This window comes from Variovorax paradoxus (genome assembly GCF_022009635.1).
Lineage (GTDB): Bacteria > Pseudomonadota > Gammaproteobacteria > Burkholderiales > Burkholderiaceae_C > Variovorax.
Window position 1 is genome coordinate 6,034,952 of record NZ_CP091716.1, and the last position, 26,526, is coordinate 6,061,477.

Consider the following 26,526-nt stretch of genomic DNA (forward strand, 5'->3'; position numbering starts at 1 on the left):
ACATGAGACTGGCAGGGGCGCTTGCGCCGCAACAGATCGACCACGGGCGACGCGTGCTGCTGGCCGCAGGGGGCGCGGCGCTTCTTCTGGTGGCGGGCTGCGCTCAGCTGTCGGGCGGCGGCGCCTCGGCGCCCAAGACCTCGGACAGCTGGAGCGGCCGGATGTCGCTTCGCATCGAGAGCGAACCGGTGCAGACTTTTGCCGCGCTGTTCGAGCTGCGCGGCTCCGCCGATTCGGGCGATCTCACGCTCACCACCCCCATCGGCAGCACGCTCGCGCAACTGCACTGGTCGCCGGGCGAAGCACTGCTGAAGGACGGCAACAACACGCGGCGCTTCGACTCCGTCGACGCACTGATCGAAGCAGCCACCGGCGCGGCCATTCCGGTGGGCGCGCTGTTCGGCTGGCTCGCGGGCCGCAACGATCCCGTGCCCGGCTGGAAGCCCGACCTGGGGCAGCTCGCCAACGGCCGCCTGGCGGCGGTTCGCGAAGCGCCGAGCCCCCGGGCCGACCTGCGCATCGTGTTCGAGCGGTCATGAAGGCGATCTACGACCTTTCCGCGCCGGCCAAGCTCAACCTCTTCCTTCACATCACCGGCCGGCGCGACGACGGCTACCACCTGTTGCAATCGGTCTTCATGCTGATCGACTGGTGCGACACGCTGCATGTGGAATTGCGCCGCGACGGACAACTGAGCCGCGAAGACCTCACGACCGAATTGCCCGCCGACGACCTGGTCATTCGCGCGGCACGTGCACTGCAGGCGTTCGCCGCACCCGGCCAGGGCGCGCACATCGGCGTGGCCAAGCATGTGCCGGCGCAGGCGGGCATGGGCGGAGGCTCTTCGGACGCTGCCACCTGCCTGCTCGCGCTGAACCGCCTGTGGGGGCTGAACCTGCCTCTCTCGCGACTTGCCCACATCGGGCTGAAGCTCGGTGCGGATGTGCCTTTCTTTCTTGGCGGTCGCAATGCGTGGGTCGAGGGCGTCGGAGAGCAGCTGACACCGGTTACACTCCCTGCCGCACGTTTCGCGGTGGTCAAACCACCCGAAGGACTCGATACCCGATTAATTTTTTCAGCAACAGATCTTGAACGTTCAACTCCTGTTGCTATAATCACAGGCTTTGCTGCAGAGAGCGAATCGCTCGAAGCGACAAACCTGAAAAACTCGGTTCTGGGTGCTTCGGTTTTCGACTTCGGTCACAACGACCTGCAGCCGGTTGCCCAGCGACTTTGCCCCGCGGTCACCGACGCCATCGAATGGCTCGGAGCCCAAGGGTTGAAGGCACGGATGACCGGCTCCGGAAGTTCGGTGTTCGCGAAAATGCCGCAAGCGCCGCAGGAAGCGGAACTGCTGGAAGCCCCAAGGGGCTGGCAGGTTCGTAAATGCAGCAACCTGGAAGTTCATCCACTTTGGGGATGGGCAACCTGAAGATGATCGAACCGTTCATTCGGTTCGATGCGACATATATCGGTTGATGGTGAAAACCATCAACCCGTGTAGGGGAGTCGCCAAGCTGGTTAAGGCACTGGATTTTGATTCCAGCATGCAAAGGTTCGAATCCTTTCTCCCCTGCCAAATTTCAAAGACTGCGGCCAAATGGCCGCAGTCTTCATTTGCAGCCCACCCGCTGCAATAATCGGCGGCCCACCGGTCGCCACGCATCACAAACCTTTTGGCGGCTTCCTAAGCCAACTTGCACTGCCGGGACGCGCTCATGCAGGCTAATCACCCTGATTTCATGGTTTTCACCGGCAACGCCAATCCTGGCCTTGCCGCGGAAATCGCGCACAACCTCGGCACTTCGCTGGGCGCTGCCCGCGTAGGCCGCTTCTCGGACGGTGAAGTCACCGTCGAGATCAACCAGAACGTCCGTGCCCGCGACGTGTTCGTGGTGCAGTCGACCTGCGCCCCGACCAACGAAAACCTGATGGAACTGCTGATCATGGTCGACGCGCTCAAGCGCGCATCGGCCGAACGGATCAGCGCCGTGATTCCCTACTTCGGCTATGCCCGCCAGGACCGCCGCCCGCGCTCGAGCCGCGTGCCGATCTCGGCCAAGGTCGTGGCCAACCTGCTGGAAACCGTCGGCGTCGAGCGCGTGCTCACGATGGACCTGCACGCCGACCAGATCCAGGGCTTCTTCGACATTCCGGTCGACAACATCTACGCCTCGCCGGTGCTGCTCGGCGACCTGCGCGCCAAGAACTACGAAGACCTGATTGTGGTCTCGCCCGACGTCGGCGGCGTGGTCCGTGCCCGCGCGCTGGCCAAGCAACTGAACTGCGACCTCGCCATCATCGACAAGCGCCGCCCGAAGGCCAATGTCAGCGAAGTCATGAACGTGATCGGCGAGATCGACGGCCGCAACTGCGTGATCATGGACGACATGATCGACACCGCCGGCACGCTGGTCAAAGCAGCCGAAGTGCTGAAAGAGCGCGGCGCCAAGAGCGTCTACGCCTACTGCACGCACCCGATCTTCTCGGGCCCGGCCATCGAGCGCATCACGCAGGGTTCGGCCCTCGACGAAGTGGTCGTGACCAACACCATTCCCCTTTCCGACGGCGCCAATGCCTGCGGAAAGATCCGCCAGCTCTCCGTGGCACCGCTGATCGCCGAAACGATCCAGCGCATTGCCAAGGGCGAGTCGGTGATGAGTTTGTTCTCGGATCAGGACAACCTGTTCTGACCGGGGCATGAAGCGGGCCTCCTTCGCGGGAGGCCTTTTTGAACCGGAGTCGCACTGGTCGCGGTGGACTCTCACAGGAGCTAGATATGAAATTCGTCGCTTTTGAGCGCGCAAAGCAGGGCACGGGTGCGAGCCGCCGTCTCCGCATCTCGGGCAAGACCCCCGGCATCGTCTACGGTGGCGACACCCAGCCGCAACTGATCGAGATCGATCACAACGCGCTGTGGCACGCCCTCAAGAAGGAAGCCTTCCATGCGAGCGTGCTCGAGATGGAAATCGGCGGCGCCGTCAGCAAGGTTCTGCTGCGCGACGTGCAATACCACCCGTTCCGTCAGCTGGTGCAGCACGTCGACTTCCAGCGCGTCGATGCCAAGACCCGCATGACCATGAAGGTGCCCGTGCACTTCAAGGGTGAAGAAGAATCCGAAGCCGTCAAGATCGACCTGAACCTGGTCAATCACGTGACGACCGAACTCGAACTGAACTGCCTGCCGAGCGATCTGCCTGAGTTCATCGAAGTCGACCTGTCGGGCCTGAAGAAGAACGGCACCGTCACGCTGAAGGACATCAAGCTGCCCAAGGGCGTGAAGTGGGTCAGCCACGGCAAGGTCAACCCGGTGCTGGCTTCGGCCGTGTCGCCGGCGGCTGAAGAAGTCGACGCTCCCGCCGAAGGCGCTGCCGATGCAGCCGCCGCAGCCGCACCGGCCGGCAAGGGTGGCAAGGCTCCCGCCGCCAAGACCCCCGCCGCAAAGACTGCCAAGAAGTAAGCTTCTTTCACATTCGTTGCTGCAGAAGGCCCGCCTCGTGCGGGCCTTCTGCTTTTTCACGGCAGGATAATCCCGACCATGATCAAGTTGTTCGTCGGCCTCGGAAACCCGGGCCCTGAGTACGAAGCCACGCGGCACAACGCGGGCTTCTGGTGGATCGACGCCCTGGCGCGCGACTGGAAACTCAACCTCGTGCCCGAGCGCGGCTACCACGGCCTCGCGGCGCGCGCCAACATCGGCGGCCAGAGCATCTGGCTGCTGGAGCCGCAGACCTTCATGAACCTGTCGGGCAAGTCGGTGGCGGCGCTCGCGCGCTTCTTCAAGATCGCGCCCGAAGAAATCCTGGTGGTGCACGACGAGCTCGACGTGGTGCCCGGCCAGGCCAAGCTCAAGTTCGGCGGCAGCCATGCCGGCCACAACGGCCTGCGCGACATCCATGCGCAGCTCGGCACGGGCGACTACTGGCGGCTGCGCCTGGGCATCGGCCACCCCGGCGTGAAGTCCGAGGTCGTCAACTGGGTGCTCAAGAAGCCGCTCAAGGAACAACGCGAAGCGATCGAAGACGCCATCGTCCGTACGCTGCATGCCACACCCGCGCTGGTGGCGGGCGAGATGGAAAAAGCGACGTTGCTGATTCACACGAGCAAACCGCCCCGGCCCAAACCGCCGCGGAGGGAGCCCGGCGACGGGGGCACGCCTGCCGCCACCTAGCCGGCCATCGGAGCGCAGGAGGGAGAGAAATAAAAAATGAGTGAGAAGAGAAGAAAAAGAACGACAGCAGCAAGTGCCGCAAAAATCGGCATCGCTATGTTTTCAATAGCAGCCTACCTCTGTTCCACGGGTGCCTTGGCACAAAGCGGAACCACGGCATGGCGCTGCGGCAATGCTTATACCGACCAGCCCTGCGAAGGCGGCAAGGCGGTGCGGGCGAACGACAGCCGCAGTGCGCAAGACCGCCGCGATGCCGATGCGGGCACCCGCAACGCCAGGACCCAGGCCGACCAGATGGAGCGCAGCCGGCTGTCGCTGGAAAAGACAGCCTATGAACGCGACCAGCGGGCGGCCCGCGAGGCCCGCAGCGCGGCCATCGCCGAACGGCGGCTCGCACTGTCAGAACAGAAGGAGCGGGACCGCGCCCGCAAGTCGGCGGCCGAACCGCGCAAGCCCAGCGCGAGCTTCACGGGAACGGTGACCGAACAGAAGACGGCCGGCGACGCGCCGAAGAAGAAAAAGAAGCGGAAGTCAGACGCCGCTTGACGCAGCCGTCGTTACCTTGATCGCCGTGAGACGCTCGTACTTCTGAAGCAGCGTCTCGCGGCTTTCCACGTGCTCGGGATTGACCGGGATGCACGCCACCGGGCAGATCTGCACGCATTGCGGCTCGTCGAAATGGCCGACGCACTCGGTGCACTTGTGCGGGTCGATCTCGTAGAACGCCTCGCCCATGTAGATCGCATCGTTCGGGCACTCGGGCTCGCAGACATCGCAGTTGATGCATTCGTCGGTGATCATGAGGGCCATCCCCCGATTATCGCGGGGTCGCGCGCACAGCCTGTCGCTGAATGACAAAGGCCACATTCACGGCACATTTGTTGCAGGAGTCAGTTATGCTGCGCCCCGCCCCATGAGTCTGTTTCTATTCAAGCGCCTCGCCACGCTGATCGGCACGCTGATCGGCGCCTCGGTCATCGTTTTCCTCGTCCTCGAGATCCTGCCCGGCAACGCCGCGCAGATGCTCATGGGACCCGACGCCTCGCCCGAAGCTGTCGCCGCCCTCGCCACAAAACTCGGCCTCGACCAGCCCGCGTGGACGCGCTATTGGCACTGGATCGGCGGCCTGCTGACCGGAAACCTCGGCGACAGCTACGCCTACAGCTCGCCGGTGCTCGACCTGATCCTCGAGCGCCTGGCGCTCACCATGCCGCTGGCCCTGCTGGCGATGTTCTTCACCACGGTCATCGCACTGCTGGTGGGCGTGACCGCCGCCGCGCGCCACAACAAGCTGGGCGACGTCGGGCTGATGGGCATGGCCCAGGTTGGTATCGCGATTCCCAATTTCTGGTTCGCGATCCTGCTGATCCTCGTGTTCTCGGTGAAGCTGCAGTGGTTCTCCGCCGGCGGCTTCGAGGGCTGGGGCGACGGCTTCTTCTCGGGCATCAAGTCGCTGTTGCTGCCTGCCCTGTCTCTTGCGGTGGTGCAAGCCGCGATCCTCGCGCGCATCACGCGCTCGGCCGTGCTGGAAGTGATGCGCGAAGACTTCGTGCGCACCGCGCGCGCCAAGGGCGTGTCTCAGCGCATGGTGCTGTGGACCCATGTGCTGCGCAACGCCATGATCCCGGTCATCACCGTCATGGGCATGCAGTTCTCCGAGCTGCTGGCCGGCACCATCGTGGTGGAGAACGTGTTCTATCTTCCCGGCCTCGGCCGGCTGATCTTCCAGGCCATCAGCAACCGCGACCTGATCGTGGTGCGCAACTGCGTGATGCTGCTGGCGGCCATGGTCGTCATCGTGAATTTCGTGGTCGACGTGCTCTACGCCGTCATCGACCCGCGCATCAAGGCCAGCGACATATGAGCAGCATCACCGCTCCCAGCGCCGCCGCGCTCAAGGTGCCGGGCTTCTGGCGCCGCGCGCTGCATCACCGCAGCTTCGTGCTCGGCGGCATCCTCACCCTGCTCCTGCTGCTGGCCGCCGCCGTCTCGCTGGTGTGGACGCCGTGGTCGCCCTACGACATGGACATGGCCAACAAGCTCAAGCCGCCGATGGCTTCGCACTGGCTGGGCACCGACACCTACGGGCGCGACGTGGCCTCGCTGCTGCTGGTGGGTGCGCGCGCGTCCATCCTGGTGGGCGTGATCGCGGTGGGCATCGGCCTGGTAGTCGGCACCGCCCTGGGCCTGCTCGCCGCCGCCCGGCGCGGCTGGGTCGAGGAAGCCATCATGCGGCTGACCGACTTCTCGCTCGCCTTCCCCGCGATCCTTTCGGCCATCATGCTGACCGCCGTGTTCGGCGCGGGCATCGTGAATGCCATCGTGGCCATCGGCATCTACAACATCCCGACCTTCGCGCGCATCACGCGCGCGTCGGCCAATGCCATCTGGTCGCGCGAGTACGTGGCCGCCGCGCGCGCCTGCGGCAAGGGCTCGTTCGCCATCACCATGCAGCATGTGCTGCCGAACATCTCGGCCGTGCTGATCGTGCAGATCACCATCCGCTTCGCCATCGCCATCCTCGCGGAGGCCGCGCTCTCCTACCTCGGCCTGGGCACGCAGCCGCCGCAGCCGTCGTGGGGCCGCATGCTCAGCGAAGCGCAGACGATGATGTTCCAGTCGCCCCTGCTCGCGGTGTTCCCCGGCATGGCCATCGCGTTCGCGGTGCTCGGCCTGAACCTGCTGGGCGACGGGCTGCGCGACCTGCTCGATCCACGGCTTGCACGGGCGAGGTAAGCAAGATGCCACTGCTTCAGGTCAAGGACCTGCACATCGAACTGCAGACGCAGCGCGGCCCCGCCGAGGCGGTACGCGGCATCGACTTCACGCTGGAGCGCGGCGAGACGCTGGGCATCGTCGGCGAGTCGGGCTGCGGCAAATCGATCACCGTGATGTCGCTCATGGGCCTCTTGCCATCGACCGCCAAGGTCACGGGCAGCATCCGCTTCGACGGCACCGAACTGGTCGGCCGCGACGAAAAAGACATGTGCCAGATCCGCGGCAACCGCATCGGCATGATCTTCCAGGAGCCGATGACGGCGCTGAACCCGGTGCACACCATCGCACGCCAGGTCGGCGAGCCGCTGCGGCTGCACCGCGGTCTCTCGAAGGCCGATGCGCGCAAGGAAGTGCTCGCGCTGCTCGAACGCGTGGGCATCCCCGACGCGGCTTCACGCCTCGACGCCTATCCGCACCAGTTCTCCGGCGGCCAGAGGCAGCGCATCGGCATCGCGATGGCATTGGCTTGCGGGCCCGATCTGCTGATCGCCGACGAGCCCACCACCGCGCTCGACGTCACCATCCAGAAGCAGATCCTCGAGCTGATCCAGAGTCTCGTGGCCGAGCGCGGCATGGCGCTGATCTTGATCTCGCACGACCTGGGCGTGATCGCCCAGACCGTGTCGAAGATGCTCGTGATGTACGGCGGCAGCGTGGTCGAGAGCGGCCCGACCGAGGCCGTGTTCGCGCGCCGCGCCCACCCCTACACGCAAGGCCTGTTCGCCGCGCGCCCCGCCATCGGCGCGCCGCGCGGCCTGCGCCTGGCCACCATCAAGGGCAGCGTGCCCGAGCTGGTCGACCTGCCCAAGGGCTGCCCGTTCGCGGGCCGCTGCAGCTACACCGTCGATGCGTGCCACACCACGCGGCCGCCGGCGACGATGCTGCCGCACGACCATGCGGTGCGCTGTATCCGCCTCGAAGAGATCGCGACCGAAGTCGCTGCCGCGCCATGAGCGAGAAGACCGCTGCCCCTCCCCTGCTGCAGGTCACCGACCTCGTGCGCCACTATGCGCTGCCGCGCGAAAAGCTGTTCGGCCCGCCACCCACCGTGAAGGCGCTCAACGGCGTGAGCTTCGAAGTGCAGGCCGGCAAGAGCGTGGGCATCGTCGGCGAATCGGGCTCGGGCAAGTCGACCATCGCGCGCCTGGTGATGGCACTGGACACGCCCACCTCCGGCAGCGTTCGCCTCGAAGGCCGGGATCTGCACACGCTGCCCAAGGCCGAACTGCGCACCGCGCGGCGCGACTTCCAGATGGTGTTCCAGGACCCGTACGGTTCGCTCGATCCGCGCCAGACCGTGGCACGCATCGTGGCCGAGCCCCTGGAGGCATTGGCCGAAACCAGCCGCGCCGAGCAGCGCGAGCGCGCATCGGAAGCGCTTGCCGCCGTCGGCCTGCGCACCACCGACATGGACAAGTACCCGCACGAGTTCTCGGGCGGCCAGCGCCAGCGCATCGCCATCGCACGAGCGCTCATCACGCGCCCCAAGCTCATCGTGGCCGACGAGCCCGTGAGCGCGCTCGATGTGTCGGTGCAGGCCCAGGTGCTCAACCTCATGCAGGACCTGCAGCAGCAGTTCGGCATCAGCTACCTGCTCATCAGCCATGACCTCGCGGTGGTCAACCACCTGTGCGACGAAGTCTGCGTGGTGTGGAAAGGCAAGATCGTCGAGCAAGGCCAGCCCAGCGAGCTGTTCCAGCATGCGCAGCATCCCTACACGCGCACGCTGCTCGAAGCCGTGCCGCGCACACCCGCCGGCGGCACGCTGCTGCAGGCCTGAGCGGGCTGACACCGGCGTGTCGCCGGTCGTTCTTAGGATGAGTCGGTCATAAGCATCTGGTTGCGCGAAGGCCGCCACCTCGCGGATGATGCTTGCCCCCTGTTCCGAGGACACCGCTTCATGCTCAAACGACGCACCCTGCTCGCCACCGGCGCCGCAGCCCTGACACCGCTGGCCCTGCCGACCATCGCGCTGGCGCAAAGAAAAAAAGATGCGCTCGTTATCGGCCTCACGCTCGAGCCCACGGGCCTGGACCCCACGGCCAAGGCCGGCGCCGAGATCGCGGAAGTGGTGCTCTACACCGTGTTCGAGACGCTCACCAAGATCAACTCCGACGGCGGCGTCACGCCGCTGCTGGCCGAGAGCTGGGAGGTCTCGCCCGACCTGAAGACCTACACCTTCAAGCTCAGGCGCGGCGTGAAGTTCCAGAACGGCGAGCCCTTCAACGCGCAGAGCGTGAAGTTCTCGTTCGACCGCGCGGCAGCCGCCAACAGCACCAACAAGGACAAGCGCACCTTCACCAACATCGCGACGCAGGTGGTCGACGAGCACACGGTGGTGCTGATCAACAAGGAGATCGAGCCCGACCTGCTCTTCCTGCTGGGCCAGGCCTCCGCCATCCTGGTCGAGCCCAAGAGCGTCGAGACCAATGCCACCAAGCCCGTCGGCACCGGCCCCTACAGGCTCGACAACTGGGCCAAGGGCTCGAGCATCGTGCTCGCCAAGTGGGACGGCTGGCGCGGCGCCGACACGGTGCAGATCCGCAAGGCCACCTTCCGCTTCATCTCCGAGCCGGCCGCGCAGACCGCCGCGCTACTGTCGAACGACATCGACCTGTTCCCGCATGCCTCGGTGTCGCGCAGCCTGTCGCAGTTCCAGAACGACAAGCGCTTCCAGATCGTCTTCAACGCCTCGCTCGGCAAGACCATCCTGGCCATCAACAACAAGCGCAAGCCGCTGGACGACGTGCGCGTGCGCCGCGCCATCTCGGCGGCCATCGACCGCAAGGCCGTGATCGACGCGGCGGTGGACGGCCGCGGCGTGCCCATCGGCAGCCACTACGTGCCGGGCCTGCCCGGCTATGTCGACACCACCGGCGTCAACCCGTACAACATCGAGAAGGCCAAGAAGCTGCTGGCCGAGGCCGGCGTGAAGACGCCGCTGGAGCTCGAACTGGTGCTGCCGCCCCCGCCCTACGCGCGCCAGGGCGGCGAGCTGATCGCAGCGCAGCTCGCCAAGATCGGCATCGTCGCGAAGATCCAGAACGTCGAGTGGGCGCAGTGGATCAGCGGCACCTACGGCAACAAGAACTACGACCTCTCGCTCATCCTGCACGTCGAGCCCTTCGACCTGGTGAACTACACCAAGCCGGAGTACTACTGGGGCTACCAGTCCGCCAGGTTCAACGAGGCGTTCGACAAGGCCCGCAACGCGGCGCGCCCCGCCGACCGCCTGCGCTACCTCGGCGACGCGCAGCGGCTGCTGGCGGAAGACGCGGCCAATGTCTTCCTGTTCCAGCCGCAGTTCATCACCATCGCCGGGCGCAACCTGCGCGGGCTGTGGAAGGACGCGCCGATCTTCGTGAACGACATCGCGGCGCTGTCCTGGGCCTGAGCCCGACCGCCCCCGGCATACGGGAACGTCCCGAGGAAAAACCGCCCCGCGGGCCGCTCCGCGGCGCGCGGGCTGCGAGAGAATGACCGGCTGCGCACGTGGCATCTTTCGTGCTGCGTGTCGTGTCTTTCGCGGCGTCGCGCCTCCCTTCGGGGCATGGCACGCGCCGAAGCAGTCATTCGAACCTGGCTTGTTTTTCCGGAGATCACACGTATGTTGAACCGCCGCACCCTCCTTACCACCGCTGGCGCCACCGTTGCGCTGGCCACCCCGCTCGCCGGCATGGCGCAGGGCAGGAAGGACGCCATCGTGATCGGCATGGCGCTCGAGCCGCCGGGCCTGGACCCCACCAGCGGCGCCGCCGCCGCCATCGCGGAAGTGGTGCAGTACAACATCCTGGAAACGCTCACCAAGATCAACGCCGACGGCAGCGTCACCCCGCTGCTGGCCGACAGCTGGGAAGTCTCGCCCGACCTGAAGACCTACACCTTCAAGCTCAAGCGCGGCGTGAAGTACCAGAACGGCGAGCCTTTCAACGCGGCCGCGGTCAAGTTCTCGTTCGACCGCGCCGGCAGCGAGAAGAGCACCAACAAGGACAAGCGCACCTTCGCCAACCTGAGCACCCAGGTCGTCGACGACTACACCGTGGTGGTCATCAACAAGGAAATCGACCCCGACCTGCCCTTCGTGCTGGGGCAGGCCACGGCCGTGATCGTCGAGCCCAAGAGCGCCGAGGGCAACGCCACCAAGCCGGTCGGCACCGGCCCCTACAAGCTCGACAACTGGGCCAAGGGCTCGTCGATCACGCTGAGCAAGTGGGAGGGCTTCCGCAGCCCGGCCACCGCCAAGATCAACAAGGTCACCTTCCGCTTCATCTCCGACACCGCCGCGCAGGCCGCGGCCGTGCTGTCTGGCGACATCGACGTGTTCCCGCGCATCGGCACGCGCGTGGTGCCGCAGTTCAAGATGAACCCGCAGTTCCAGGTGATCCTGGCCGGCTCGCGCGCCAAGACCATCCTGTCGATCAACAACCGCAAGAAGCCGCTGGACGACGTGCGCGTGCGCCGCGCCATCCTCGCCGCCATCGACCGCAAGGCCGTGATCGAAGGCGCGGCCGACGGCTTCGGCGTGCCCATCGGCAGCCACTACGTGCCGGGCGCGGCGGGCTATGTCGACACCACCGGCATCAACCCCTTCGACATCGAGAAGGCCAAGAAGCTGCTGGCCGAGGCCGGCGTGAAGACGCCGCTCGAACTCAAGATGACGCTGCCGCCGCCACCCTACGCGCGCCAGGGCGGCGAGGTGATCGTGGCCGAGCTGGCCAAGATCGGCATCGTGGTGAAGGTGCAGAACGTCGAATGGGCGCAGTGGCTCAGCGGCACCTACGGCAACAAGGACTACGACCTGTCGATCGTCTCGCACGTCGAGCCCTTCGACCTGGGCAACTACGCCAAGTCGGACTACTACTGGGGCTACCAGTCGAAGGCCTTCGACACGCTGTTCGACAAGATCAAGACCACCGCCAACACGGCGGAGCGCAACAAGCTGCTGGGCGACGCGCAGAAGATGCTGGCCACCGACGCGGCCAACGGCTTCCTGTACCAGCCGCAGTTCCCGACCGTGGCCAAGAAGAACGTCAAGGGCATCTGGAAGGAAAACCCGATCTTCGTGAACGACCTGTCGGCGCTGTCGTGGGGCTGAACGACCTGACCGCGCAGGAGCTTGCCGCGGCCTACCGCGACCGCAAGCTCTCGCCGGTGGAGGTCACGCAGGCTGTCATTGCGCACATGGAGCGCTGGGAGCCGCATCTGCAGGCCACCTGGCTCTTCAGGCCCGAGGCCGCGCTCGAGCAGGCGCGTGCATCGGAGGCGCGCTGGCAGCGCGGCGATGCGTACGGCCCGCTCGACGGTGTGCCGACGACCATCAAGGAGAACATCGCCACGCGCGGCGACCCGATGCCGGCCGGCACCGCGGCGGTCGACCTGCCGCCCGCCGCGGCCGACGCACCGCCGGCCGCGCGCCTGAAGGAAGCGGGCGCGGTGATCGTCAGCAAGACCACCATGCCCGACTACGGCATGTTGTCGTCGGGCCTTTCCAGCTTTCACACGCTGGCACGCAACCCCTGGGACCCGCGGCTCACGCCGGGCGGCTCCAGCGCGGGCGCCGGCGCCGCGGCCGCCGCGGGCTACGGCCCGCTGCACCTGGGCACCGACATCGGCGGCTCGCTGCGCCTGCCGGCCAGCTGGTGCGGCATCTTCACGCTCAAGCCGAGCCTGGGCCGCATCCCGATCGATCCACCCTACATGGGCCGCGCGGCCGGCCCCATGACTCGCACCGTGGGCGACGCCGCGCTGATGATGCAGGCGCTGGCCAGGCCCGATGCGCGCGACAGCATGAGCCTGCCCGCGCAGGACATCGACTGGGCCGCCTTCGACGTGCCGCCCGACCATCTGCGCGGCCTGCGCATCGGGCTGCTGCTCGACGCGGGCTGCGGGCTCGCGGTCGAGCCGGAGATACAGACCGCCGTCGAACACGCGGCGCGGCTGTTCGAGAAGGCCGGCGCGGTCGTCGAGCCCATGCAGCCGTTCATGTCGCAAGCCATGCTCGACGGCATGGACCACCTGTGGCGCATGCGCTCGCTCGTGGACATGAAAGGGCTGCGCGCCGACCAGCGCGCCAAGGTGCTGCCCTACATCCGCGAATGGGCCGAGAGCGCGGCCGAGTTCAGCGGCGAGCATGTGTTCCGCGGCTTCAGCCAGTTCCATGCGACGCGCGTGGCGGCCGTCAGCGCATGCGCGCGCTTCGACTACGTGATCTCGCCCGTCTCGCCCAACATGCCCGCGGCGGCAGAGCTGCCTTCGCCGACCAACGACCCCTTGCGTCCGCTGGAGCACATCGGCTTCACCGTGCCGTTCAACATGTCGGAGCAACCGGCTGCTTCTGTGAACTGCGGGTATTCGGCCTCGGGCCTGCCGATCGGACTGCAGATTGCGGGGCAGCGCTTCGACGATCTGGGCGTGCTTCGCGTTTCGCGCGCCTTCGAGCAGATCCGCGAAGCGCAGCGGCCCTGGCCCGAGCCGCCACACGCAAACAGCTGAAGCCTTCAAGAACCGGCGAACCTGCCGATAAAGAAGATTGCCCGGACATCGGGCGTCTTCTTTTTTCGATAGGAGCCTGGATTGATCGTCACTCCGACCACTGTCAGTCCCCTGGTGACGTCCGGCGCGACGACCGCATGGCGCACCGGCAGCCTGCCGGCGCCCACGGACACCGCGGCAACCGCCACGCCGGCCGTTTCGGTGAGCATCGGGCAATCGGCCACGTCGGCCGATGTGCGGACCTATGCCATGTCCGGCCGCGCGGCCGCGGCACCCACCTGGGAGCAGAACCCCGCCGATGCGATCTCCTCGCTGATGGCGGGCAACTTCGTCTACGCCCCGGCCGGCGCGCGATTCAGCGGGCTGGGCGCCGCGATGCTCAAGCGATTCGGCACGGACGCCGGCGACTTCTCGCAGTCGGTGACGCTGTCGGCCCAGGGCATCGGCGGCTCGACACTGCATGCCGACGCGGAAAACCAGATCAAGCTGTCGATCCGCACGGCCAGCGGCGCCACCGTCGAACTCAGCCTGGGCAGCCAGGACGACGGCATGGCGGTGCAGATCAAGGTCTCCGGCGGCGAACTCACCGAAGCCGAGAGCAAGGCGCTGACCCAGCTTTCGGGCGCTTTCCAGGAAGCCATCGACGGCCTGAGCGCCTTTCCGCCGCGCCTGGCGCTCGGCGGCCTCACCAAGTTCGATCCGGCGGTGCTGTCGTCGATCGACTTCAAGGCCAGCATCAAGGCCGATGGCAAGGGCGCCATCAACACCCTCGAGTTCCATGCCGACGCGAAGTCGCGGTCGGTGAACGCGACGGGCCCGTCGGGCACGGTGAAGGTGGACGTCGACCTCTCGAACCCGACCATCCTCGGAAACTCCACGCAGCAGGCACAGGCCATGACGCGCTACCTGCAGCAGGTCGATGCCGCCGGCAGCCGGGGCCGGGGCGACGCAGTGCTGGTGTCGATGTTCAAGGATGCGTTCTCGCAGATGAACAGCAACTACGGCGTGACGGCACCCGTCGCGGGACGCGAGGCGCCGGGCGTGATCGCGCTGAACGCGGGCGACCACAGCCTGCTGAGCGGCCTGGCCGACTTCAATGCGTCGATGGTGCAGACCCCGAACTCGTCGAACCCGATGCGGCCGGAGGAAGTCGACACCTTCTCGTACAAGCTCTCGCAGAGCACCAGCGTGACGGGCAAGGACCCGCGCAACCGCAACATCCACCAGGACCAGCAGGCGCAACTGAGCGCCAGCTTTCACCGGGCGCTGTCGCCGGGTGTGTCGCTGCTTCTCACGGCGTCGAAGGAATCGCAGTTCTACGAGTACGTGCGGATCGACGACCAGGCCAAGGCGTCCGCCGACATCGCCTACAAGGACGGCGCGCGCACCAGCGCGACGGTCGAGCAGTCCGCGCGCGAATCGACCCGCGTGCAGCGCTACCTCATGGGCAAGCTGGAATCAGACACCACGACCCCGCTCGAGCGCAAGCGCGTGTCGGACGTGCGCCAGTTGCTGGCGACGGTCGAGAAGGCGGACAGGTCGCACGACCCCGAGGATGCCCGCCAGCGCGACCGAGCGCTCGCGGTGGCTGCGTCGCTGGCCGAGCTGCCCGGCAGGCCGGGCTTGCTGCCGCGAGGCAACGGCGAGACGGTATATCGCCCGCAGCCGGCAGCCTGAACCTCCAGGGGCAGGCGTCATGATTCGGCGGACGGCGAAGCCAGCTAAGCTCGCCGTACGCCCCCCATCTCCGGCGCTCTTGCCATGCCCTCCCGCAAAGACTCCCGCGCCCCGCCTCCCGCACAGGCTGAAGGCGTCCCCATGCAGGACCCTCAGCTCCTTCGCCGCCTGCTGCGCGCGAAGGACCGCATCGATGCCGCTTCGCACGAAGCCTGGCCGGTGCAGCGCCTGGCCGCGGTAAGTGGTGTCTCCGAAGCCCACTTCGCGCGCTCCTTCAAGCAGGCCTTCGGCATGCCACCGCACCGCTATCTGCTGACGCGGCGCATCGAGCGCGCGACGGCGCTCCTGGGCGACACCGACCTGTCCATCACCGAGATCGCCTTCGCCACCGGGTGGGAAAGCCTGGGCACCTTCGGGCGCACTTTCCGCGACATCACGGGAGAAAGCCCCAGCACGCTGCGCCCGCGCCTGCAGGCCGCGGCGCGGCAGCTCGAGCACATGCCGGCCTGCGTTCTCAAGGCCGCGCAGCGGCCCGATCTCATCGAAGCAGTTTCGGAGAAGCGCCGCCGCGCGGCGAACGGTACAAAACGGCTTTCAACCAAGGAGACGCGATGAGTCAAGGTATCGGTGTGGTAGGTGTGTACGTGAACGACCAGGACGAGGCGCTGGCGTTCTATGTGGAAAAGCTCGGGTTCCGCGTGCAGGCGGACGTTGGCAACGGGGCCTACCGCTGGCTCACGGTGCAGCACCCGGAGCAGCCGTCGTTCGAGCTGGGCCTGTTCACCCCCGGGCCGCCGGTACACGACGAAGCGACGGCCCAGACGCTGCGCGCCATGGTGGCCAAGGGCGCGATGCCGGCGCTGGTGCTGAATGTGACCGACTGCCGCGCGGCCTATGAGCGGATGCGCAAGCTGGGCGTGGAGTTCACCCAGGAGCCGATGGAGCGCTACGGCAGCGTGGACGCCGGCTTTCGCGACCCGTCGGGCAACGGCTGGAAGATGATCCAGGCGCGAGCGAAAGCGGCTTGAGCGACGGCGTCGAAAGACGCGGGCCGCGGCTGCGAGAAAATCCCATGCTGAGTGCATCACATCAAGAAGGGACGCTCGCATGGGTACTTCAACCGCGGCGGCATCCAGGCCCCGGGGCCGCAGGCCGGGGTTCGTCGCCGCGGTGGCCGTACTGCTCGTGATCGCCGGTGGCTTCGGCTTCACGGCGGCCATCGACATGAAGGACCCGGTGTTCCTCCTGCGGTTTCTGTTCACGCCGAGATCGGAAGTAGAGGCGCTGTACGACACCCGCATGATCGCCGCCTCGTCGCAACCACGCCCGATTCCCGAGCGGTTGCAGCCTCTTGCCAAGACGGTGCCCTGGAAAGGCAACAACACGGACATCGTGAGCGTGCTTCAGGAGACCCGGACCAATGCATTCCTCGTGATGTGCCGTGGCACCCTGGTGAACGAGTGGTACAGCGAGCCTGGCAAGAAGACGGCGCGCGAGTCTTCATGGTCCATCGCCAAGTCCGTCGTGGGCCTGCTCGTCGGGCAGCTGGTCGCCGAAGGCAAGCTGTCCGAGGACACGAAGCTCGTGGCGGTGTTGCCCGAGTTCGCCGCCGGCGGCAAGTTCGACGAGATCACCGTGCGCGACCTGCTCGACATGAAGAGCGGCATCGACGTGACCGAGGACTACTCGGAATACAAGCCCTTCACCGGCGTCGCCGGCATGCAGGTGACGAGCGACCTGCCTCGCTACATGATGAGGAACCGAGCGCTCGCCTTCGCACCTGGAACGCGCTCCGACTACCGCAGCATCGACGCCCAGTACCTGTCGATGATCGTGGCACGGCTGGAAGGCGAGCCGCTGGCGAAGGTGCTCGAACGCCGGCTGTGGCAGCCGCTCGGCGCGCAGGACGAGGCGAGCTGGAACCTCGATCATGCGAACGGCCTCGAGCGCGGCTTCGGCAACCTGAACGCCACGCCGCGCGACTTCGCCAAGCTCGGCCTGCTGGCGCTCGCGGGCGGCAAGCCCGGCGAGCGCGCATTGATCTCGCCCGAATGGATGACCCGCATCACCACCCCGGTGGCCGAGGCGGAACCGGGCTGGATGTACGCGGCACTGTGGTGGCACCCGCCCGGCCATGAAAAGAACCGCGACTACAGCGCGATCGGCGTCTACGGCCAGTATGTCTACGTCAACCCCGGACGCCACACCGTCGTGGTGAAGCTCAGCGACTACGGCTCGCAGCAGGACGAGGCGGAAACGATCGACGTGTTTCGCGCGGTGGCCGAAGGGTGCCACTGAGCCCGGAGCGAGCCCGGTGCGGAGCCGGCCTCAGACCGCCGCGCTGCCGCCCTTCTGGAGTTGCTCCTCGATGGCGCCCTTGTCGAGGATCGACCACACCTCCACGATCTTCGCGTCCCTGAATTCGTAGAACACGTTCTCGGCAAACGAGACGGTTCTTCCGTTCACTGGCAGGCCGAGAAAACTGCCCTTCGGCGCGCAGTCGAACCGCAGCCGGCTGGCCACGCGGGGCGGCTCGGCAACGAGCAGCTCGATGCGAAAGAAGAGATCCGGAATCGCTGCGTAGTCCTGCTCCAGCATTTCGAGATAGCCCGGCAGTCCGAGCGGCCGGCCGTTGTGCTTCACCTCGTCGTGAACGAAGCGGCCCAGGCTCGGCCAGTCCCGTGCATTGAGGCAGGCGATGTAGCTGCGGTAGACGCTGGCGAGGTCAGTCGTCGTCATGGCTGCTGCTCCTTTGCGTGAACGATAGCGTCTCACGCAAGATGCGACGCCAGCAGCTCCCGGGCCTTGGAGACGAACGCGGTCTCCCCTCGCCGTGCCGGCAGGAACTGGAACGCCACCTTCGGCAGCGCCGGCAGCCCGTGCGGCGTGGCGAGCCGCGACACGCCCTCGCTGACGGCGGATTCGTTGAGGCAGGCTACACCCAGCCCCGCAGCGAGCGCCGACTGCAACCCCGCCACGCCCGACGCCACATGCGCGAGCGAGTACGCCACGCGCCGCCGCCGCAACAGCGCGACGGTGAACTGGTGCAGCGAACAGGTGTCGGGCAGCACCAGCAGCCGCACCGGCTCGCCGCGCACGAGCCGCATGCCCGTGGCGCCGAGCCACGCCAGCGACTCGCGCCGGAGCACCGACGCGCGCGGTTCCGGAGCGGAGACACCCGTGATGTTCATCCCCAGGCCCACGTCGAAGTCACCCCGCGCATAGGCGGCGCGCAGCTCGTCGCTTTTCAGGATGCTCACGTGCAGGCGCACGCGCGGGTAGCTTTCGCCGAGCCGGCCCAGCAGGCGCGTCAGGTCGGCGGGGCGGAAGTAGTCGGTGACGGCAAGGCGCAATTCCCCTTGCAGCGTTTCGCCGTGCATGTCGCGAAAGGCCTCGTCGCTGAGCGCCAGGATGCGCTGCGCATAGGCCAGCAGCCGCGTGCCCGCCTCGGTGGGCGACACGCCGGCCTTGCTGCGCGTGAGCAGCGATTGGCCCGCCCTTTCTTCGAGCTTGCGTATCTGCTCGCTGACCGACGACTGCGAAAGAAACACGCGCGGCGCGGCCGCCGTGAGGCTGCCTGCGTCGATCACCGCGGCAAGGGTGCGAAGCTGTTCGAGGTCGAATCCCTGCATGATCAATCCATCCGTTTAACCGATGAATTCCATCATATCTTCCCGCTTTTCCGATGGTCATGCGACTCCCAAAATCACCCCATCGACCACTCATTCATACAGGAGTCCGCCATGCCCCATATCGTCGTCCACCTCTCCGGCGAACCCGACGCCGCTCTCACCCGCAAGACCGTCGACACGGTCGCCGAGCTCACGCAGAGCGTGCTGGGCAAGCAATTGCCGGTCATCGCCATCACGGTGCAGTACATCGCCGCCGACACCTGGTTCATCGGCGGCCAGTCGCTGGTGGCGCTCGGCAAGTCGGCCTTTCACCTGGACATCAGCGTCACCGACGAGACCAACACCAAGGCCGAGAAGGCACGTTACCTGCGCGAGGTGCATGCGGCCATGGCGAAGATCCGGCCCGATCTGCACGAGGTCTCTTACATCCACGTGATCGACGCGCGCGCCGCGGCCTACGGCTACGGCGGCCAGACGCAGGAGTACCGGCACCAGCAGGCCGGCGTCTGAGTCGTTGAAGCATCGCCGGGGGCATGGCACCATGCCGCCATGCCCTCCGGAAAATCCCTCGCCGACAGCCTCGGCACCCCCCTCACCCTCGACGACCCCGCCAGCCTGCCGCTGGTCGACGACTTCGTCATGGGCTTCATCTCGACGGAGGCCCGCGCCGTCAACCTGCTGGCAGCGGCCGATGCCGACGCGAGCCCCATCGTGCAGGCCTACTGCGCCACGCTGCACCTGTTCGCGGAATCGCGCGAGGCAGTGGCCAATGCGCGGCCTTTCCTCGACAAGGCACTGGCCGGCGCCGCACGCGCCACGCCGCGCGAGCGGCGCTACATCGCGGCCATCGAGGCCTGGGCGCGGGGAGAGATCGCCGCCGCCATCGCGCTGCACGCCGAGCAGGCGCGCGAACATCCGCGCGACCTGGTGTCGGTCAAGCTCGGCCAGTACCACTGCTTCAACACCGGCGACTGCCCCGGCATGCTGCGGCTGGCGCTGGCCGTGCTGCCGCATGCGGCGGACGTGCCCTACGTGCACGGCATGGCCGCCTTCGGCTATGAGCAGTGCCACCTGATGCGCGAGGCCGAGGCCAGCGCGCGCCATGCCATCGGCATGTGCCGCAAGGAGCCGTGGGCGCACCATGCGCTAGCGCACGTGATGCTCACCGAAGGCCGGCTCGCCGAGGGGCTGGCCTTCATGAAGAGCGTGAGCGACACCTGGACCGGGCTCAACTCGTTCATGGTCACGCACAACTGGTGGCACGTGGCGCTGTTCCTGATCGACCTGGGCCACGACGCCGAGGCGCTCGCGGTGTACGACCGGCACGCCTGGGGCGTGGTCAAGGACTACTCGCAGGACCAGATCGGCGCCGTGTCGCTGCTGGCCCGGCTGGAGCTTGCGGGCATCGACGTCGGCTCCCGCTGGGACGACGTGGCGGCCTACCTGCTGCAGCGGCAGGCCGATCATGTGCTGCCTTTTCTCGACCTGCAGTACCTCTACGGCCTTGCGCGCGCCGACAGGCCCGAGGCCGATGTGCTGCTGCGCAACATCGAGGCCTTCGCGCCCGGCGCGCCGCCATCGACGCGCGCCGCCTGGCAGCGCGTCTGCGTGCCGGCCGCGCACGGGCTGGTGGCGCATGCACGCGGCGATCTCGCTGCGGCCATCGAGGGGTTGGGCACGGCCCTGCCGCGCATGATCGAGATCGGCGGCAGCCATGCACAGCGCGACCTGTTCGAGCAGCTCTACCTGGCGGCGTTGGTGCGCACGGGCACGGAGGCTTCGCTGACCGGGGCGCAGGCCATCCTGCAGCAGCAGCTCAACGGCCAGCCGGAATCGCTGCGCCTGCGCCGGCAGACGGCCGCCGTCTACGAGCGGCTGGGGCTGGGCCGGCTCCTGAGGGACTGAAGCGCCGGGCGGGGCGCTCAGTCCTTGTTCTTCAGGTGCCGCGTCTGGTCGTAGGTCGGCTGCGGCGGCAGGTCGGCCAGATGCCGCGTGTCGGCCCAGTCGACGATCTCGATCTCTTCGGGCCTCGCGGGGTCGGCGATGCGAATGCGGTTGAAGCCCGCGTTGGGAATCTCGCTGCGGCGCGGTCCGCTCAGGCTCAGGCCGCGCGCGGTGCGCCACACCATGTCGAGCACGCCGCCGTGGGTGACGACGATCAGGTGCTGCCCCTTGTACTCGGCCGCGACGGCTGCCAGCGCCGCGACGATGCGGGTGTGGAATTCGCGCGCCGTTTCGCCCTCGGGCATGGCGTGGTCTTCGCGGAACTCCAGCCATTCTTCCCAGGCGCGCGGGTGCCGGCTCTGGATCTCGTCGGAGCGCAGGCCCTCGGCCACGCCGAAGAACTGCTCGCGCAGGGATGCCGATGTGACCACCGGCAGCGCCAGCTGCTGCGCGCCCGGCGCCGCGGTCTGCTGCGCGCGCATGAGGTCGCTGCTCAGGATGTGCTGCACCGCGGTCTCGCTGGCCAGCCGCAGGCCGAGGCGGCGGGCCTGCTCATGGCCGATGTCGTTGAGCGGAACGTCGGCATGGCCCTGGAAGCGCAGTTCGCGGTTCCAGGCGGTCTCGCCGTGGCGGATGAGGATCAGGTCGGTGGTGGAGTCGGGTTTGGGCGTCGGCATTGCGCCCATTTTCCACGCTGGGCGTGACGGCTCAGGCTTTTGCCGCCACCAGCTGTTGCAAGACCGCCACCGCGTCGGCGGGCGAGGCCGCGCCCAGTCGCATGGGCGACGGCGTGAGCAGCGCCAGCACCCAGCCGATGATGCAGCCGCCGACGATGGCGCACACCACCACCACGGCCGTATACGCCACCGCCTTGTCGGGCGGGCAGCGCATGAGCACCGGCAGACCGGTGTAGAGCAGGTAGATGCCGTAGAGCGCCGCCAGCGCGCCGATGATCGACAGCGACGGCAGCAGGCTGAAGATGCCGCCCACGAAGGCCGCCGTGCTGGCATAGGCCGACAGCTTGAGCGCGCCGATCTGGCTCTTCGTGCCCTCGAACGTGGGCGCCATCGCGTCGATGATGAGCGCGAGCACGAACACCATCACCAGCGAGAGCACATAGCCCACGACCATGTGCGCGAGCCCCGAGACGATCGGCACGCGAAAGCTGATGCCGAAGGCGCCGATGCCGATCAGCGACAGGCCGATGAAGCCCGCCACCGCCGGTATCAGCGCAAGGATCATCACGTAGTTCTTGTAGAGCGATGCGGGGTCGGCAGGCTCGGCATCGATCACCGGCCAGGTTGCCTTGGGCTTGAGCAGGATGGACTGCACGCGTTCGACCAGATTCATTTTTCGGGGTCCTTCGACATGGACCGCAAAGTATGTCGAGCGGAGGCTGCCATGGCTGCTGGCCATGAAGCCTATGACGTTACGCCGGTGGCCATGATCGCGCAGAATCCATCCATGCCAAATCTAGTCCTGCTGCCCGGCCTCGCCTGCGACGAGCGCATCTGGGAAGCCCAAATCCCCGCCCTTCCCCAAGCCTTCAACACCCGCGTGAGCGACGCCCAGCGGCACAACGGCACCATCGAGGGCATGGCCGCCGCCGTGCTGCGCGACAACCACGGGCCGCTGGTGCTGTGCGGCGCATCGATGGGCGGCATGGTCGCGATGGAAGCGGCCCGCCAGGCGCCCGAGCGCATCGCCGGGCTCGCCCTGCTGGGCACCAGCGCACGGCCCGAGACGCCCGAGATGTTCACGCTGCGCGAAGGCGCCATCGAGTACTTCGAGCGCGGCGAGCTGCGCGACGTGATCGAGCCGAACGTCTACTTCGCCTTCCACCCCGCGCAGGCGGCCGACCCGCTGCTGGTGCAGCGCTACCTCGACATCGTGCTGGGCGCGGGCGCGCAGCAGCTCATCAGCCAGAACCGCGCCGTGATGCGCCGGCCCGACGCGCGGCTGCACCTGGGCTCGGTGCGCGCGCCGGTGCTGCTGATGTGCGGCGACGACGACAAGCTCGCACCACCCGAGTGCACCAACGAGATGGCCGCGCTGCTGCCGCAGGCCGAGGTCGTGTGGGTGCCCGCATGCGGCCACATGCTGACGATGGAAAAGCCCGAACTCGTCAACGCCGCACTGAACGACTGGCTGGCGAAGCACTTCGCCTGATCAGCGCCTGGCGGGCTTGCCGCCGAACTTGGCCACGGCGAACTCCACGAACGCCGAAGCCGCTTTCTGGATCTGCTGGCGGCTCGGATACAGCAGCGAGAAGCTGACCGAAGGCTGCCCGTACTCGGGGAGCACGCGCTGCAGCCGCCCCGCGTCCAGTTCGCTGCGGATCAGAACCTCGGGCAGCAGCGCGATGCCGAGTCCCTCGACAGCGGCGTCGCGCAGCAACCCCATCGCACTGGCGCTGAACCGGCTCTGCACCTCCAGGCGAACCTCGCCGGCGGGGCCCACCACGCGCCAGTCGCGCTGGCTCTGGCTGGGTGAGCTGCGCAGCGTGAGGCCGTCGTGCGAAGCCAGGTCTTCGGGATTGCGCGGCGTGCCGCGCAGCGACAGGTAGCCCGCGCTCGCAACCAGGAAGACCGAGGTCGTCGTGAGCAGGATCGCGACCAGGCGTGAGCTCTCGAGCTTGCCGGCCCGGAACGCGATGTCGATGCCGTCGCCGATCACGTCCACCAGCGCGTCCTGCGCAAAGATCTCCAACCGCACCTTGGGGTGCATGGCGCGGAACTCCCCTAACCAGCTGAGGGGAAACCAGTCGAAGAAGTCCGATGGCGTGGCGATCCGCAAGGTGCCGCTCACCACGCCCACGCCGTCCAGCACTTCGCGGGTGACGTCGCCGATGGCGCTGAAGTGCGTTTCGCAGCGCTGCACCAGCAGCCGCCCGGCTTCCGTCAGCACCAGGCGCCGCGTGGAGCGCTGCATGAGCCGCACTCCCAGCTGCTGTTCGATGTTCTTCACCTGTCGGCTCACCGTGCTGGCGGGAACGCCGAGGGCCTTGCCCGCCAGCGCGAAGCTCCCGAGGCGGGCCACCTGCAGAAAAAGAGCCAACTCATTGAGGTCCACGAATGACCGTCTGCCAAAGCTCAACAAGCTCAATTTCGAATTTCCGGATAGAACGACAAGGGCGGACATCATGGGCCGAACAGATTGCGCAACCGGCACGTGAAAACGCCGAAAAACGCACTTTCCCCAGGCATTCACAAACTTTATGGAAGTGTTAATTGCAAAAAAAACCCTAATCCCCACGTCCGCCGTTGCCGATAGAAAACAGGTCGTGCGTTGTACAGAAAAAAGGCGAGCCCGCTTGCAGCGCACCGGAAACTTTCATCGTCAACCTTCTCCACTACCGTGAAAAATCTGAAAATCAGCGCGCGCTTGAGTCTTGTGTTCGGGCTGCTGCTGCTCCTGCTGGCAGCCATCGCCTTCGTGGGCATCAATCGCCTTCACTACCTGGACGCCACCACCACGCGCATCACGTCCAACATCTCGCCCAAGATCGAAGCCGCGCGCGAGATGTCGTATCAGGCGGCCGACGTGACGCGTATGACACGCAACCTGATCCTCGTGAAAGATGAGGCCGTCAGAACCACCAACAGGCAGACGCTGGAGCAGTCGAGGGCCGAGACCGACAGGCAGATGGCCATACTCGACAAGCTGGTGGACAACGACCGCAGCCGCGAGCTGCTGGCGGCCCTGAAGACGCGGCTCGCCGACTACCGCTCCTTCACCAACGCGGTGGCCGACCTGGCCATGGCCAATCGCCCGGAGGAAGCCACGCAGATGCTCTTCGGCGAGCGCAACAAGACCCAGGCCGCGTACCTGGGCGCCCTGCGCGAGATGGTCGAGTTCACGAGCGAGCAGATGAACAAGGCCGCAGACGCGGCCAGCTCGGCCGCCGAGACGGCCATCGACATCATGGTCGCCACGGCGGTGCTGGCCGTCGTCCTGGGCGTCGTGTCGGCATGGCTGATCACGCGCTCGATCACGCACCCGCTCAACCGTGCGGTTGCAGTGGCCGATCGCGTCGCCCAGGGTGACCTCGGCGAGCCGATCGAGGTGCAGTCCACGGACGAGACCGGCCGGATGCTCACGGCCCTTCAGCGCATGCAGGAGAGCCTGGCGCGCACCGTGGGCCAGGTGCGCGGCAACGCGGAAGGCGTGGCCAGCGCCAGCGCGCAGATCTCGCAGGGCAACGAAGACCTGTCTTCGCGCACCGAGGAGCAGGCCAGTTCGCTGGAGCAGACCGCGGCCTCGATGGAAGAGCTGACCTCCACCGTCAAGCAGAACGCGGACAACGCCCGCCAGGCCAACCAGCTGGCCGTGTCGGCCTCCGAAGTGGCGGTCAAGGGCGGCGCCGTGGTGGGCAAGGTGGTCGAGACCATGGCCTCGATCGATGCGTCGTCGCGCAAGATCGTCGAGATCATCGGCGTCATCGACGGCATCGCCTTCCAGACCAACATCCTGGCGCTCAACGCAGCGGTGGAAGCCGCGCGCGCGGGCGAACAGGGCCGCGGCTTCGCCGTGGTGGCCGGCGAGGTGCGCAACCTGGCGCAGCGATCGGCCGCGGCGGCCAAGGAAATCAAGGACCTCATCGGCGATTCGGTCGGCAAGGTGGACGCCGGCACGGCGCTGGTCAGCGAGGCGGGCCGCACGATGGACGACATCGTGGGCAGCGTGCGCCGGGTGACCGACATCATGGGAGAGATCACCGCCGCGAGCCAGGAGCAGACCTCGGGCATCGAGCAGATCAACCAGGCCATTACGCAGATGGACCAGGTCACGCAACAAAATGCGGCGCTGGTGGAAGAAGCAGCAGCCGCGGCGGCCTCGCTGAGGGATCAGGCAGGCAACCTGCTGCAGGCCGTGAGCGTGTTCAAGCTGGAAGACGGCCACCAGAGCGCCGTGCTCGTGGCACCGGTCGTCACGCCCAAGGCCAAGGCGGTGAAGGCGCCGGCGGCCCTTCCTGTGCGCAGCCGCGTGGCAGCCGTCGCGGCGTCGCCCAAGCTGGCGATTGCCGAAGGCGAGTGGGAGCGCTTCTGACGCAGCGGTTCCGGCGCGCCGCGTTCCGGGCTCAGGCTCGGACCGCGATGCCTTCGGCCTGCAGTCGTTCGCGGATGCGGCGCGCAAAGGCCAGCGCGTGCGCGCCGTCGCCGTGCAGGCACACGGTCTGCGCATTGACCGGCACGACGCTGCCGTCGATGGCCGTCACGCGGTGGTCTCGCGCCATCGAGAGCGTCTGCGCGATCGCGCGCTCTTCGCTGTCGATCAGTGCACCGGGCTGGCTGCGCGGCACCAGGCTGCCGTCGGGCATGTAGCCGCGGTCGGCGAACACTTCCTCGACGGGCTCCAGGCCGGCGCGGCGGGCCGCGTCGATCATGCGGCTGCCCGCCAGGCCGAAGAACTTGAGCGTGGGGTCGAAGCGGCGCACCGCCTCGCACAGCGCATCGGCGAGTTCGGGCTCCTTCGCCGCCTGGTTGTAGAGCTGGCCGTGGGCCTTCACGTGCGAGAGCTTGCCGCCCTCGGCCTTGACGATGGCCGCCAGCGCGCCGATCTGGTAGAGCACATTGGCCACGATCTCGTCGGGCGGCAGGTGCATGGTGCTGCGGCCGAAGTTCTCGCGGTCCGGAAAGCTCGGGTGCGCGCCGATGGCCACGCCGTGACGCATGGCCCAGCGCACGCATTGCTGCATGGTCCTGGCGTCACCGGCGTGCCAGCCGCAGGCGATGTTGGCGGAGCTCACGAGCGCGAGCAGTTCTTCGTCGCTGCCGGCGCCTTCGCCGAGGTCCGCGTTGAGGTCGATGTGCATGGGGCGTTTCCTTTGCG

28 protein-coding genes and 1 tRNA gene are annotated in these 26,526 nt (G+C 67.2%); 22 read left to right on the plus strand and 7 right to left on the minus strand.

Going from position 1 to position 26,526, the window contains the following annotated elements:
* Positions 1–2 precede the first annotated feature (2 nt).
* The 7 genes from L3V85_RS28095 (at position 3) to L3V85_RS28125 (ending at position 4,717) form a co-directional block, all read left to right on the plus strand.
* Entirely contained in the window at positions 3–539 is a 537-nt protein-coding gene (locus L3V85_RS28095; protein WP_237675929.1) for a lipoprotein insertase outer membrane protein LolB, read from the plus strand.
* The gene (gene ispE, locus L3V85_RS28100; protein ID WP_237675930.1) at positions 536–1,432 is read left to right on the plus strand and encodes a 4-(cytidine 5'-diphospho)-2-C-methyl-D-erythritol kinase; all 897 of its coding nucleotides are present in this window, start codon (positions 536–538) and stop codon (positions 1,430–1,432) included. The genes L3V85_RS28095 and ispE overlap by 4 nt, the downstream gene beginning before the upstream one ends.
* 70 nt (positions 1,433–1,502) lie before the next feature.
* Positions 1,503–1,579, plus strand: a tRNA-Gln gene (locus L3V85_RS28105).
* Positions 1,580–1,718: 139 nt separating this feature from the next.
* Positions 1,719–2,693, plus strand: a complete 975-nt coding sequence (locus L3V85_RS28110; RefSeq protein WP_081269883.1) for a ribose-phosphate pyrophosphokinase — start codon at positions 1,719–1,721, stop codon at positions 2,691–2,693.
* Between the two features lie 86 nt (positions 2,694–2,779).
* Positions 2,780–3,460 (plus strand): 50S ribosomal protein L25/general stress protein Ctc, encoded by a 681-nt coding sequence (locus tag L3V85_RS28115; RefSeq protein ID WP_237675931.1) that lies wholly within the window; start codon positions 2,780–2,782, stop codon positions 3,458–3,460.
* 78 nt (positions 3,461–3,538) lie between these two features.
* Complete coding sequence (gene pth / locus L3V85_RS28120; protein WP_106936916.1) at positions 3,539–4,171, plus strand: aminoacyl-tRNA hydrolase; 633 nt, start codon at positions 3,539–3,541, stop codon at positions 4,169–4,171.
* 36 nt (positions 4,172–4,207) lie between these two features.
* On the plus strand, positions 4,208–4,717 hold the full coding sequence (locus L3V85_RS28125) for a hypothetical protein (RefSeq protein WP_237675932.1): 510 nt from the start codon (positions 4,208–4,210) through the stop codon (positions 4,715–4,717).
* On the opposite strand, the gene L3V85_RS28130 is transcribed toward L3V85_RS28125, so the two are convergent.
* Positions 4,703–4,981 (minus strand): YfhL family 4Fe-4S dicluster ferredoxin, encoded by a 279-nt coding sequence (locus L3V85_RS28130; RefSeq protein WP_237675933.1) that lies wholly within the window; start codon positions 4,979–4,981, stop codon positions 4,703–4,705. The genes L3V85_RS28125 and L3V85_RS28130 overlap by 15 nt on opposite strands.
* Before the next feature lie 103 nt (positions 4,982–5,084).
* On the opposite strand from L3V85_RS28130, the gene L3V85_RS28135 reads away from it, so the two are divergent.
* The 11 genes from L3V85_RS28135 to L3V85_RS28185 all read left to right on the plus strand — a co-directional run bounded on the left by L3V85_RS28135 (position 5,085) and on the right by L3V85_RS28185 (position 17,416).
* Positions 5,085–6,035 (plus strand): ABC transporter permease, encoded by a 951-nt coding sequence (locus L3V85_RS28135; RefSeq protein WP_106936914.1) that lies wholly within the window; start codon positions 5,085–5,087, stop codon positions 6,033–6,035.
* Positions 6,032–6,907, plus strand: coding sequence for an ABC transporter permease (locus L3V85_RS28140; RefSeq protein WP_237675934.1), 876 nt, complete (start codon positions 6,032–6,034; stop codon positions 6,905–6,907). The genes L3V85_RS28135 and L3V85_RS28140 overlap by 4 nt, the downstream gene beginning before the upstream one ends.
* A 5-nt stretch (positions 6,908–6,912) precedes the next feature.
* The gene (locus L3V85_RS28145) at positions 6,913–7,902 is read left to right on the plus strand and encodes an ABC transporter ATP-binding protein (protein WP_237675935.1); all 990 of its coding nucleotides are present in this window, start codon (positions 6,913–6,915) and stop codon (positions 7,900–7,902) included.
* Complete coding sequence (locus tag L3V85_RS28150; protein WP_237675936.1) at positions 7,899–8,729, plus strand: ATP-binding cassette domain-containing protein; 831 nt, start codon at positions 7,899–7,901, stop codon at positions 8,727–8,729. The genes L3V85_RS28145 and L3V85_RS28150 overlap by 4 nt, the downstream gene beginning before the upstream one ends.
* Before the next feature lie 120 nt (positions 8,730–8,849).
* Entirely contained in the window at positions 8,850–10,343 is a 1,494-nt protein-coding gene (locus L3V85_RS28155; protein ID WP_237675937.1) for an ABC transporter substrate-binding protein, read from the plus strand.
* A gap of 213 nt (positions 10,344–10,556) precedes the next feature.
* Positions 10,557–12,044, plus strand: coding sequence for an ABC transporter substrate-binding protein (locus tag L3V85_RS28160; protein ID WP_237675938.1), 1,488 nt, complete (start codon positions 10,557–10,559; stop codon positions 12,042–12,044).
* Positions 12,035–13,441, plus strand: coding sequence for an amidase (locus L3V85_RS28165; protein ID WP_237675939.1), 1,407 nt, complete (start codon positions 12,035–12,037; stop codon positions 13,439–13,441). Before L3V85_RS28160 ends, L3V85_RS28165 begins: the two co-directional genes overlap by 10 nt.
* An 81-nt stretch (positions 13,442–13,522) precedes the next feature.
* Complete coding sequence (locus tag L3V85_RS28170; RefSeq protein WP_237675940.1) at positions 13,523–15,118, plus strand: hypothetical protein; 1,596 nt, start codon at positions 13,523–13,525, stop codon at positions 15,116–15,118.
* 84 nt (positions 15,119–15,202) lie between these two features.
* Positions 15,203–15,733 carry a helix-turn-helix domain-containing protein gene (locus L3V85_RS28175; protein WP_414080162.1) on the plus strand — a complete coding sequence of 177 codons (531 nt, stop codon included), beginning with the start codon at positions 15,203–15,205 and terminating at the stop codon, positions 15,731–15,733.
* Positions 15,730–16,146, plus strand: a complete 417-nt coding sequence (locus L3V85_RS28180) for a VOC family protein (RefSeq protein WP_237675942.1) — start codon at positions 15,730–15,732, stop codon at positions 16,144–16,146. Before L3V85_RS28175 ends, L3V85_RS28180 begins: the two co-directional genes overlap by 4 nt.
* Positions 16,147–16,225: 79 nt before the next feature.
* A complete protein-coding gene (locus L3V85_RS28185; RefSeq protein ID WP_237675943.1) occupies positions 16,226–17,416 on the plus strand; it encodes a serine hydrolase domain-containing protein in 1,191 nt (396 codons plus the stop codon).
* A 30-nt stretch (positions 17,417–17,446) separates the two neighbouring features.
* Here the strand turns inward: L3V85_RS28185 and L3V85_RS28190 are convergent, their stop codons facing one another.
* Both L3V85_RS28190 and L3V85_RS28195 read right to left on the minus strand, forming a co-directional pair.
* Complete coding sequence (locus L3V85_RS28190; RefSeq protein WP_237675944.1) at positions 17,447–17,857, minus strand: ester cyclase; 411 nt, start codon at positions 17,855–17,857, stop codon at positions 17,447–17,449.
* Between the two features lie 32 nt (positions 17,858–17,889).
* Positions 17,890–18,750 (minus strand): LysR family transcriptional regulator, encoded by an 861-nt coding sequence (locus tag L3V85_RS28195; protein WP_237675945.1) that lies wholly within the window; start codon positions 18,748–18,750, stop codon positions 17,890–17,892.
* 111 nt (positions 18,751–18,861) lie between these two features.
* On the opposite strand from L3V85_RS28195, the gene L3V85_RS28200 reads away from it, so the two are divergent.
* Positions 18,862–19,260, plus strand: a complete 399-nt coding sequence (locus tag L3V85_RS28200; RefSeq protein ID WP_237675946.1) for a tautomerase family protein — start codon at positions 18,862–18,864, stop codon at positions 19,258–19,260.
* Positions 19,261–19,299: 39 nt separating this feature from the next.
* Positions 19,300–20,655, plus strand: a complete 1,356-nt coding sequence (locus L3V85_RS28205) for a tetratricopeptide repeat protein (RefSeq protein WP_237675947.1) — start codon at positions 19,300–19,302, stop codon at positions 20,653–20,655.
* 17 nt (positions 20,656–20,672) lie between these two features.
* Here the strand turns inward: L3V85_RS28205 and L3V85_RS28210 are convergent, their stop codons facing one another.
* Positions 20,673–21,371, minus strand: a complete 699-nt coding sequence (locus tag L3V85_RS28210) for a histidine phosphatase family protein (RefSeq protein ID WP_237675948.1) — start codon at positions 21,369–21,371, stop codon at positions 20,673–20,675.
* Positions 21,372–21,402: 31 nt separating this feature from the next.
* Positions 21,403–22,044: a Yip1 family protein gene (locus L3V85_RS28215; RefSeq protein ID WP_237675949.1), complete on the minus strand. Its 642-nt coding sequence runs from the start codon at positions 22,042–22,044 to the stop codon at positions 21,403–21,405.
* A gap of 114 nt (positions 22,045–22,158) precedes the next feature.
* On the opposite strand from L3V85_RS28215, the gene L3V85_RS28220 reads away from it, so the two are divergent.
* Complete coding sequence (locus L3V85_RS28220; RefSeq protein WP_237675950.1) at positions 22,159–22,863, plus strand: alpha/beta fold hydrolase; 705 nt, start codon at positions 22,159–22,161, stop codon at positions 22,861–22,863.
* On the opposite strand, the gene L3V85_RS28225 is transcribed toward L3V85_RS28220, so the two are convergent.
* Complete coding sequence (locus L3V85_RS28225; RefSeq protein ID WP_237675951.1) at positions 22,864–23,766, minus strand: LysR family transcriptional regulator; 903 nt, start codon at positions 23,764–23,766, stop codon at positions 22,864–22,866.
* Between the two features lie 285 nt (positions 23,767–24,051).
* Between L3V85_RS28225 and L3V85_RS28230 the strand changes: the two genes are divergently transcribed.
* Positions 24,052–25,743 carry a methyl-accepting chemotaxis protein gene (locus tag L3V85_RS28230; RefSeq protein WP_237675952.1) on the plus strand — a complete coding sequence of 564 codons (1,692 nt, stop codon included), beginning with the start codon at positions 24,052–24,054 and terminating at the stop codon, positions 25,741–25,743.
* Between the two features lie 31 nt (positions 25,744–25,774).
* Here the strand turns inward: L3V85_RS28230 and pxpA are convergent, their stop codons facing one another.
* Positions 25,775–26,509: a 5-oxoprolinase subunit PxpA gene (gene pxpA, locus L3V85_RS28235; RefSeq protein ID WP_237675953.1), complete on the minus strand. Its 735-nt coding sequence runs from the start codon at positions 26,507–26,509 to the stop codon at positions 25,775–25,777.
* Positions 26,510–26,526 lie beyond the last annotated feature (17 nt).

Excerpts from the sequence above, each read along its gene's own strand:
- L3V85_RS28135 (WP_106936914.1), top strand. The coding sequence starts at position 5,085 with ATGAGTCTGTTTCTATTCAAGCGCCTCGCCACGCTGATCGGCACGCTG.
- L3V85_RS28190 (WP_237675944.1), bottom strand. The coding sequence starts at position 17,857 with ATGACGACGACTGACCTCGCCAGCGTCTACCGCAGCTACATCGCCTGC.
- L3V85_RS28160 (WP_237675938.1), top strand. The coding sequence starts at position 10,557 with ATGTTGAACCGCCGCACCCTCCTTACCACCGCTGGCGCCACCGTTGCG.
- L3V85_RS28145 (WP_237675935.1), top strand. The coding sequence starts at position 6,913 with ATGCCACTGCTTCAGGTCAAGGACCTGCACATCGAACTGCAGACGCAG.
- L3V85_RS28215 (WP_237675949.1), bottom strand. The coding sequence starts at position 22,044 with ATGAATCTGGTCGAACGCGTGCAGTCCATCCTGCTCAAGCCCAAGGCA.
- L3V85_RS28210 (WP_237675948.1), bottom strand. The coding sequence starts at position 21,371 with ATGCCGACGCCCAAACCCGACTCCACCACCGACCTGATCCTCATCCGC.
- L3V85_RS28220 (WP_237675950.1), top strand. The coding sequence starts at position 22,159 with ATGCCAAATCTAGTCCTGCTGCCCGGCCTCGCCTGCGACGAGCGCATC.
- L3V85_RS28185 (WP_237675943.1), top strand. The coding sequence starts at position 16,226 with ATGGGTACTTCAACCGCGGCGGCATCCAGGCCCCGGGGCCGCAGGCCG.
- L3V85_RS28195 (WP_237675945.1), bottom strand. The coding sequence starts at position 18,750 with ATGCAGGGATTCGACCTCGAACAGCTTCGCACCCTTGCCGCGGTGATC.
- L3V85_RS28150 (WP_237675936.1), top strand. The coding sequence starts at position 7,899 with ATGAGCGAGAAGACCGCTGCCCCTCCCCTGCTGCAGGTCACCGACCTC.
- pxpA (WP_237675953.1), bottom strand. The coding sequence starts at position 26,509 with ATGCACATCGACCTCAACGCGGACCTCGGCGAAGGCGCCGGCAGCGAC.
- L3V85_RS28115 (WP_237675931.1), top strand. The coding sequence starts at position 2,780 with ATGAAATTCGTCGCTTTTGAGCGCGCAAAGCAGGGCACGGGTGCGAGC.
- pth (WP_106936916.1), top strand. The coding sequence starts at position 3,539 with ATGATCAAGTTGTTCGTCGGCCTCGGAAACCCGGGCCCTGAGTACGAA.
- L3V85_RS28155 (WP_237675937.1), top strand. The coding sequence starts at position 8,850 with ATGCTCAAACGACGCACCCTGCTCGCCACCGGCGCCGCAGCCCTGACA.
- L3V85_RS28180 (WP_237675942.1), top strand. The coding sequence starts at position 15,730 with ATGAGTCAAGGTATCGGTGTGGTAGGTGTGTACGTGAACGACCAGGAC.
- ispE (WP_237675930.1), top strand. The coding sequence starts at position 536 with ATGAAGGCGATCTACGACCTTTCCGCGCCGGCCAAGCTCAACCTCTTC.
- L3V85_RS28095 (WP_237675929.1), top strand. The coding sequence starts at position 3 with ATGAGACTGGCAGGGGCGCTTGCGCCGCAACAGATCGACCACGGGCGA.
- L3V85_RS28130 (WP_237675933.1), bottom strand. The coding sequence starts at position 4,981 with ATGGCCCTCATGATCACCGACGAATGCATCAACTGCGATGTCTGCGAG.
- L3V85_RS28110 (WP_081269883.1), top strand. The coding sequence starts at position 1,719 with ATGCAGGCTAATCACCCTGATTTCATGGTTTTCACCGGCAACGCCAAT.
- L3V85_RS28175 (WP_414080162.1), top strand. The coding sequence starts at position 15,203 with ATGCCCTCCCGCAAAGACTCCCGCGCCCCGCCTCCCGCACAGGCTGAA.
- L3V85_RS28200 (WP_237675946.1), top strand. The coding sequence starts at position 18,862 with ATGCCCCATATCGTCGTCCACCTCTCCGGCGAACCCGACGCCGCTCTC.
- L3V85_RS28140 (WP_237675934.1), top strand. The coding sequence starts at position 6,032 with ATGAGCAGCATCACCGCTCCCAGCGCCGCCGCGCTCAAGGTGCCGGGC.
- L3V85_RS28125 (WP_237675932.1), top strand. The coding sequence starts at position 4,208 with ATGAGTGAGAAGAGAAGAAAAAGAACGACAGCAGCAAGTGCCGCAAAA.
- L3V85_RS28205 (WP_237675947.1), top strand. The coding sequence starts at position 19,300 with ATGCCCTCCGGAAAATCCCTCGCCGACAGCCTCGGCACCCCCCTCACC.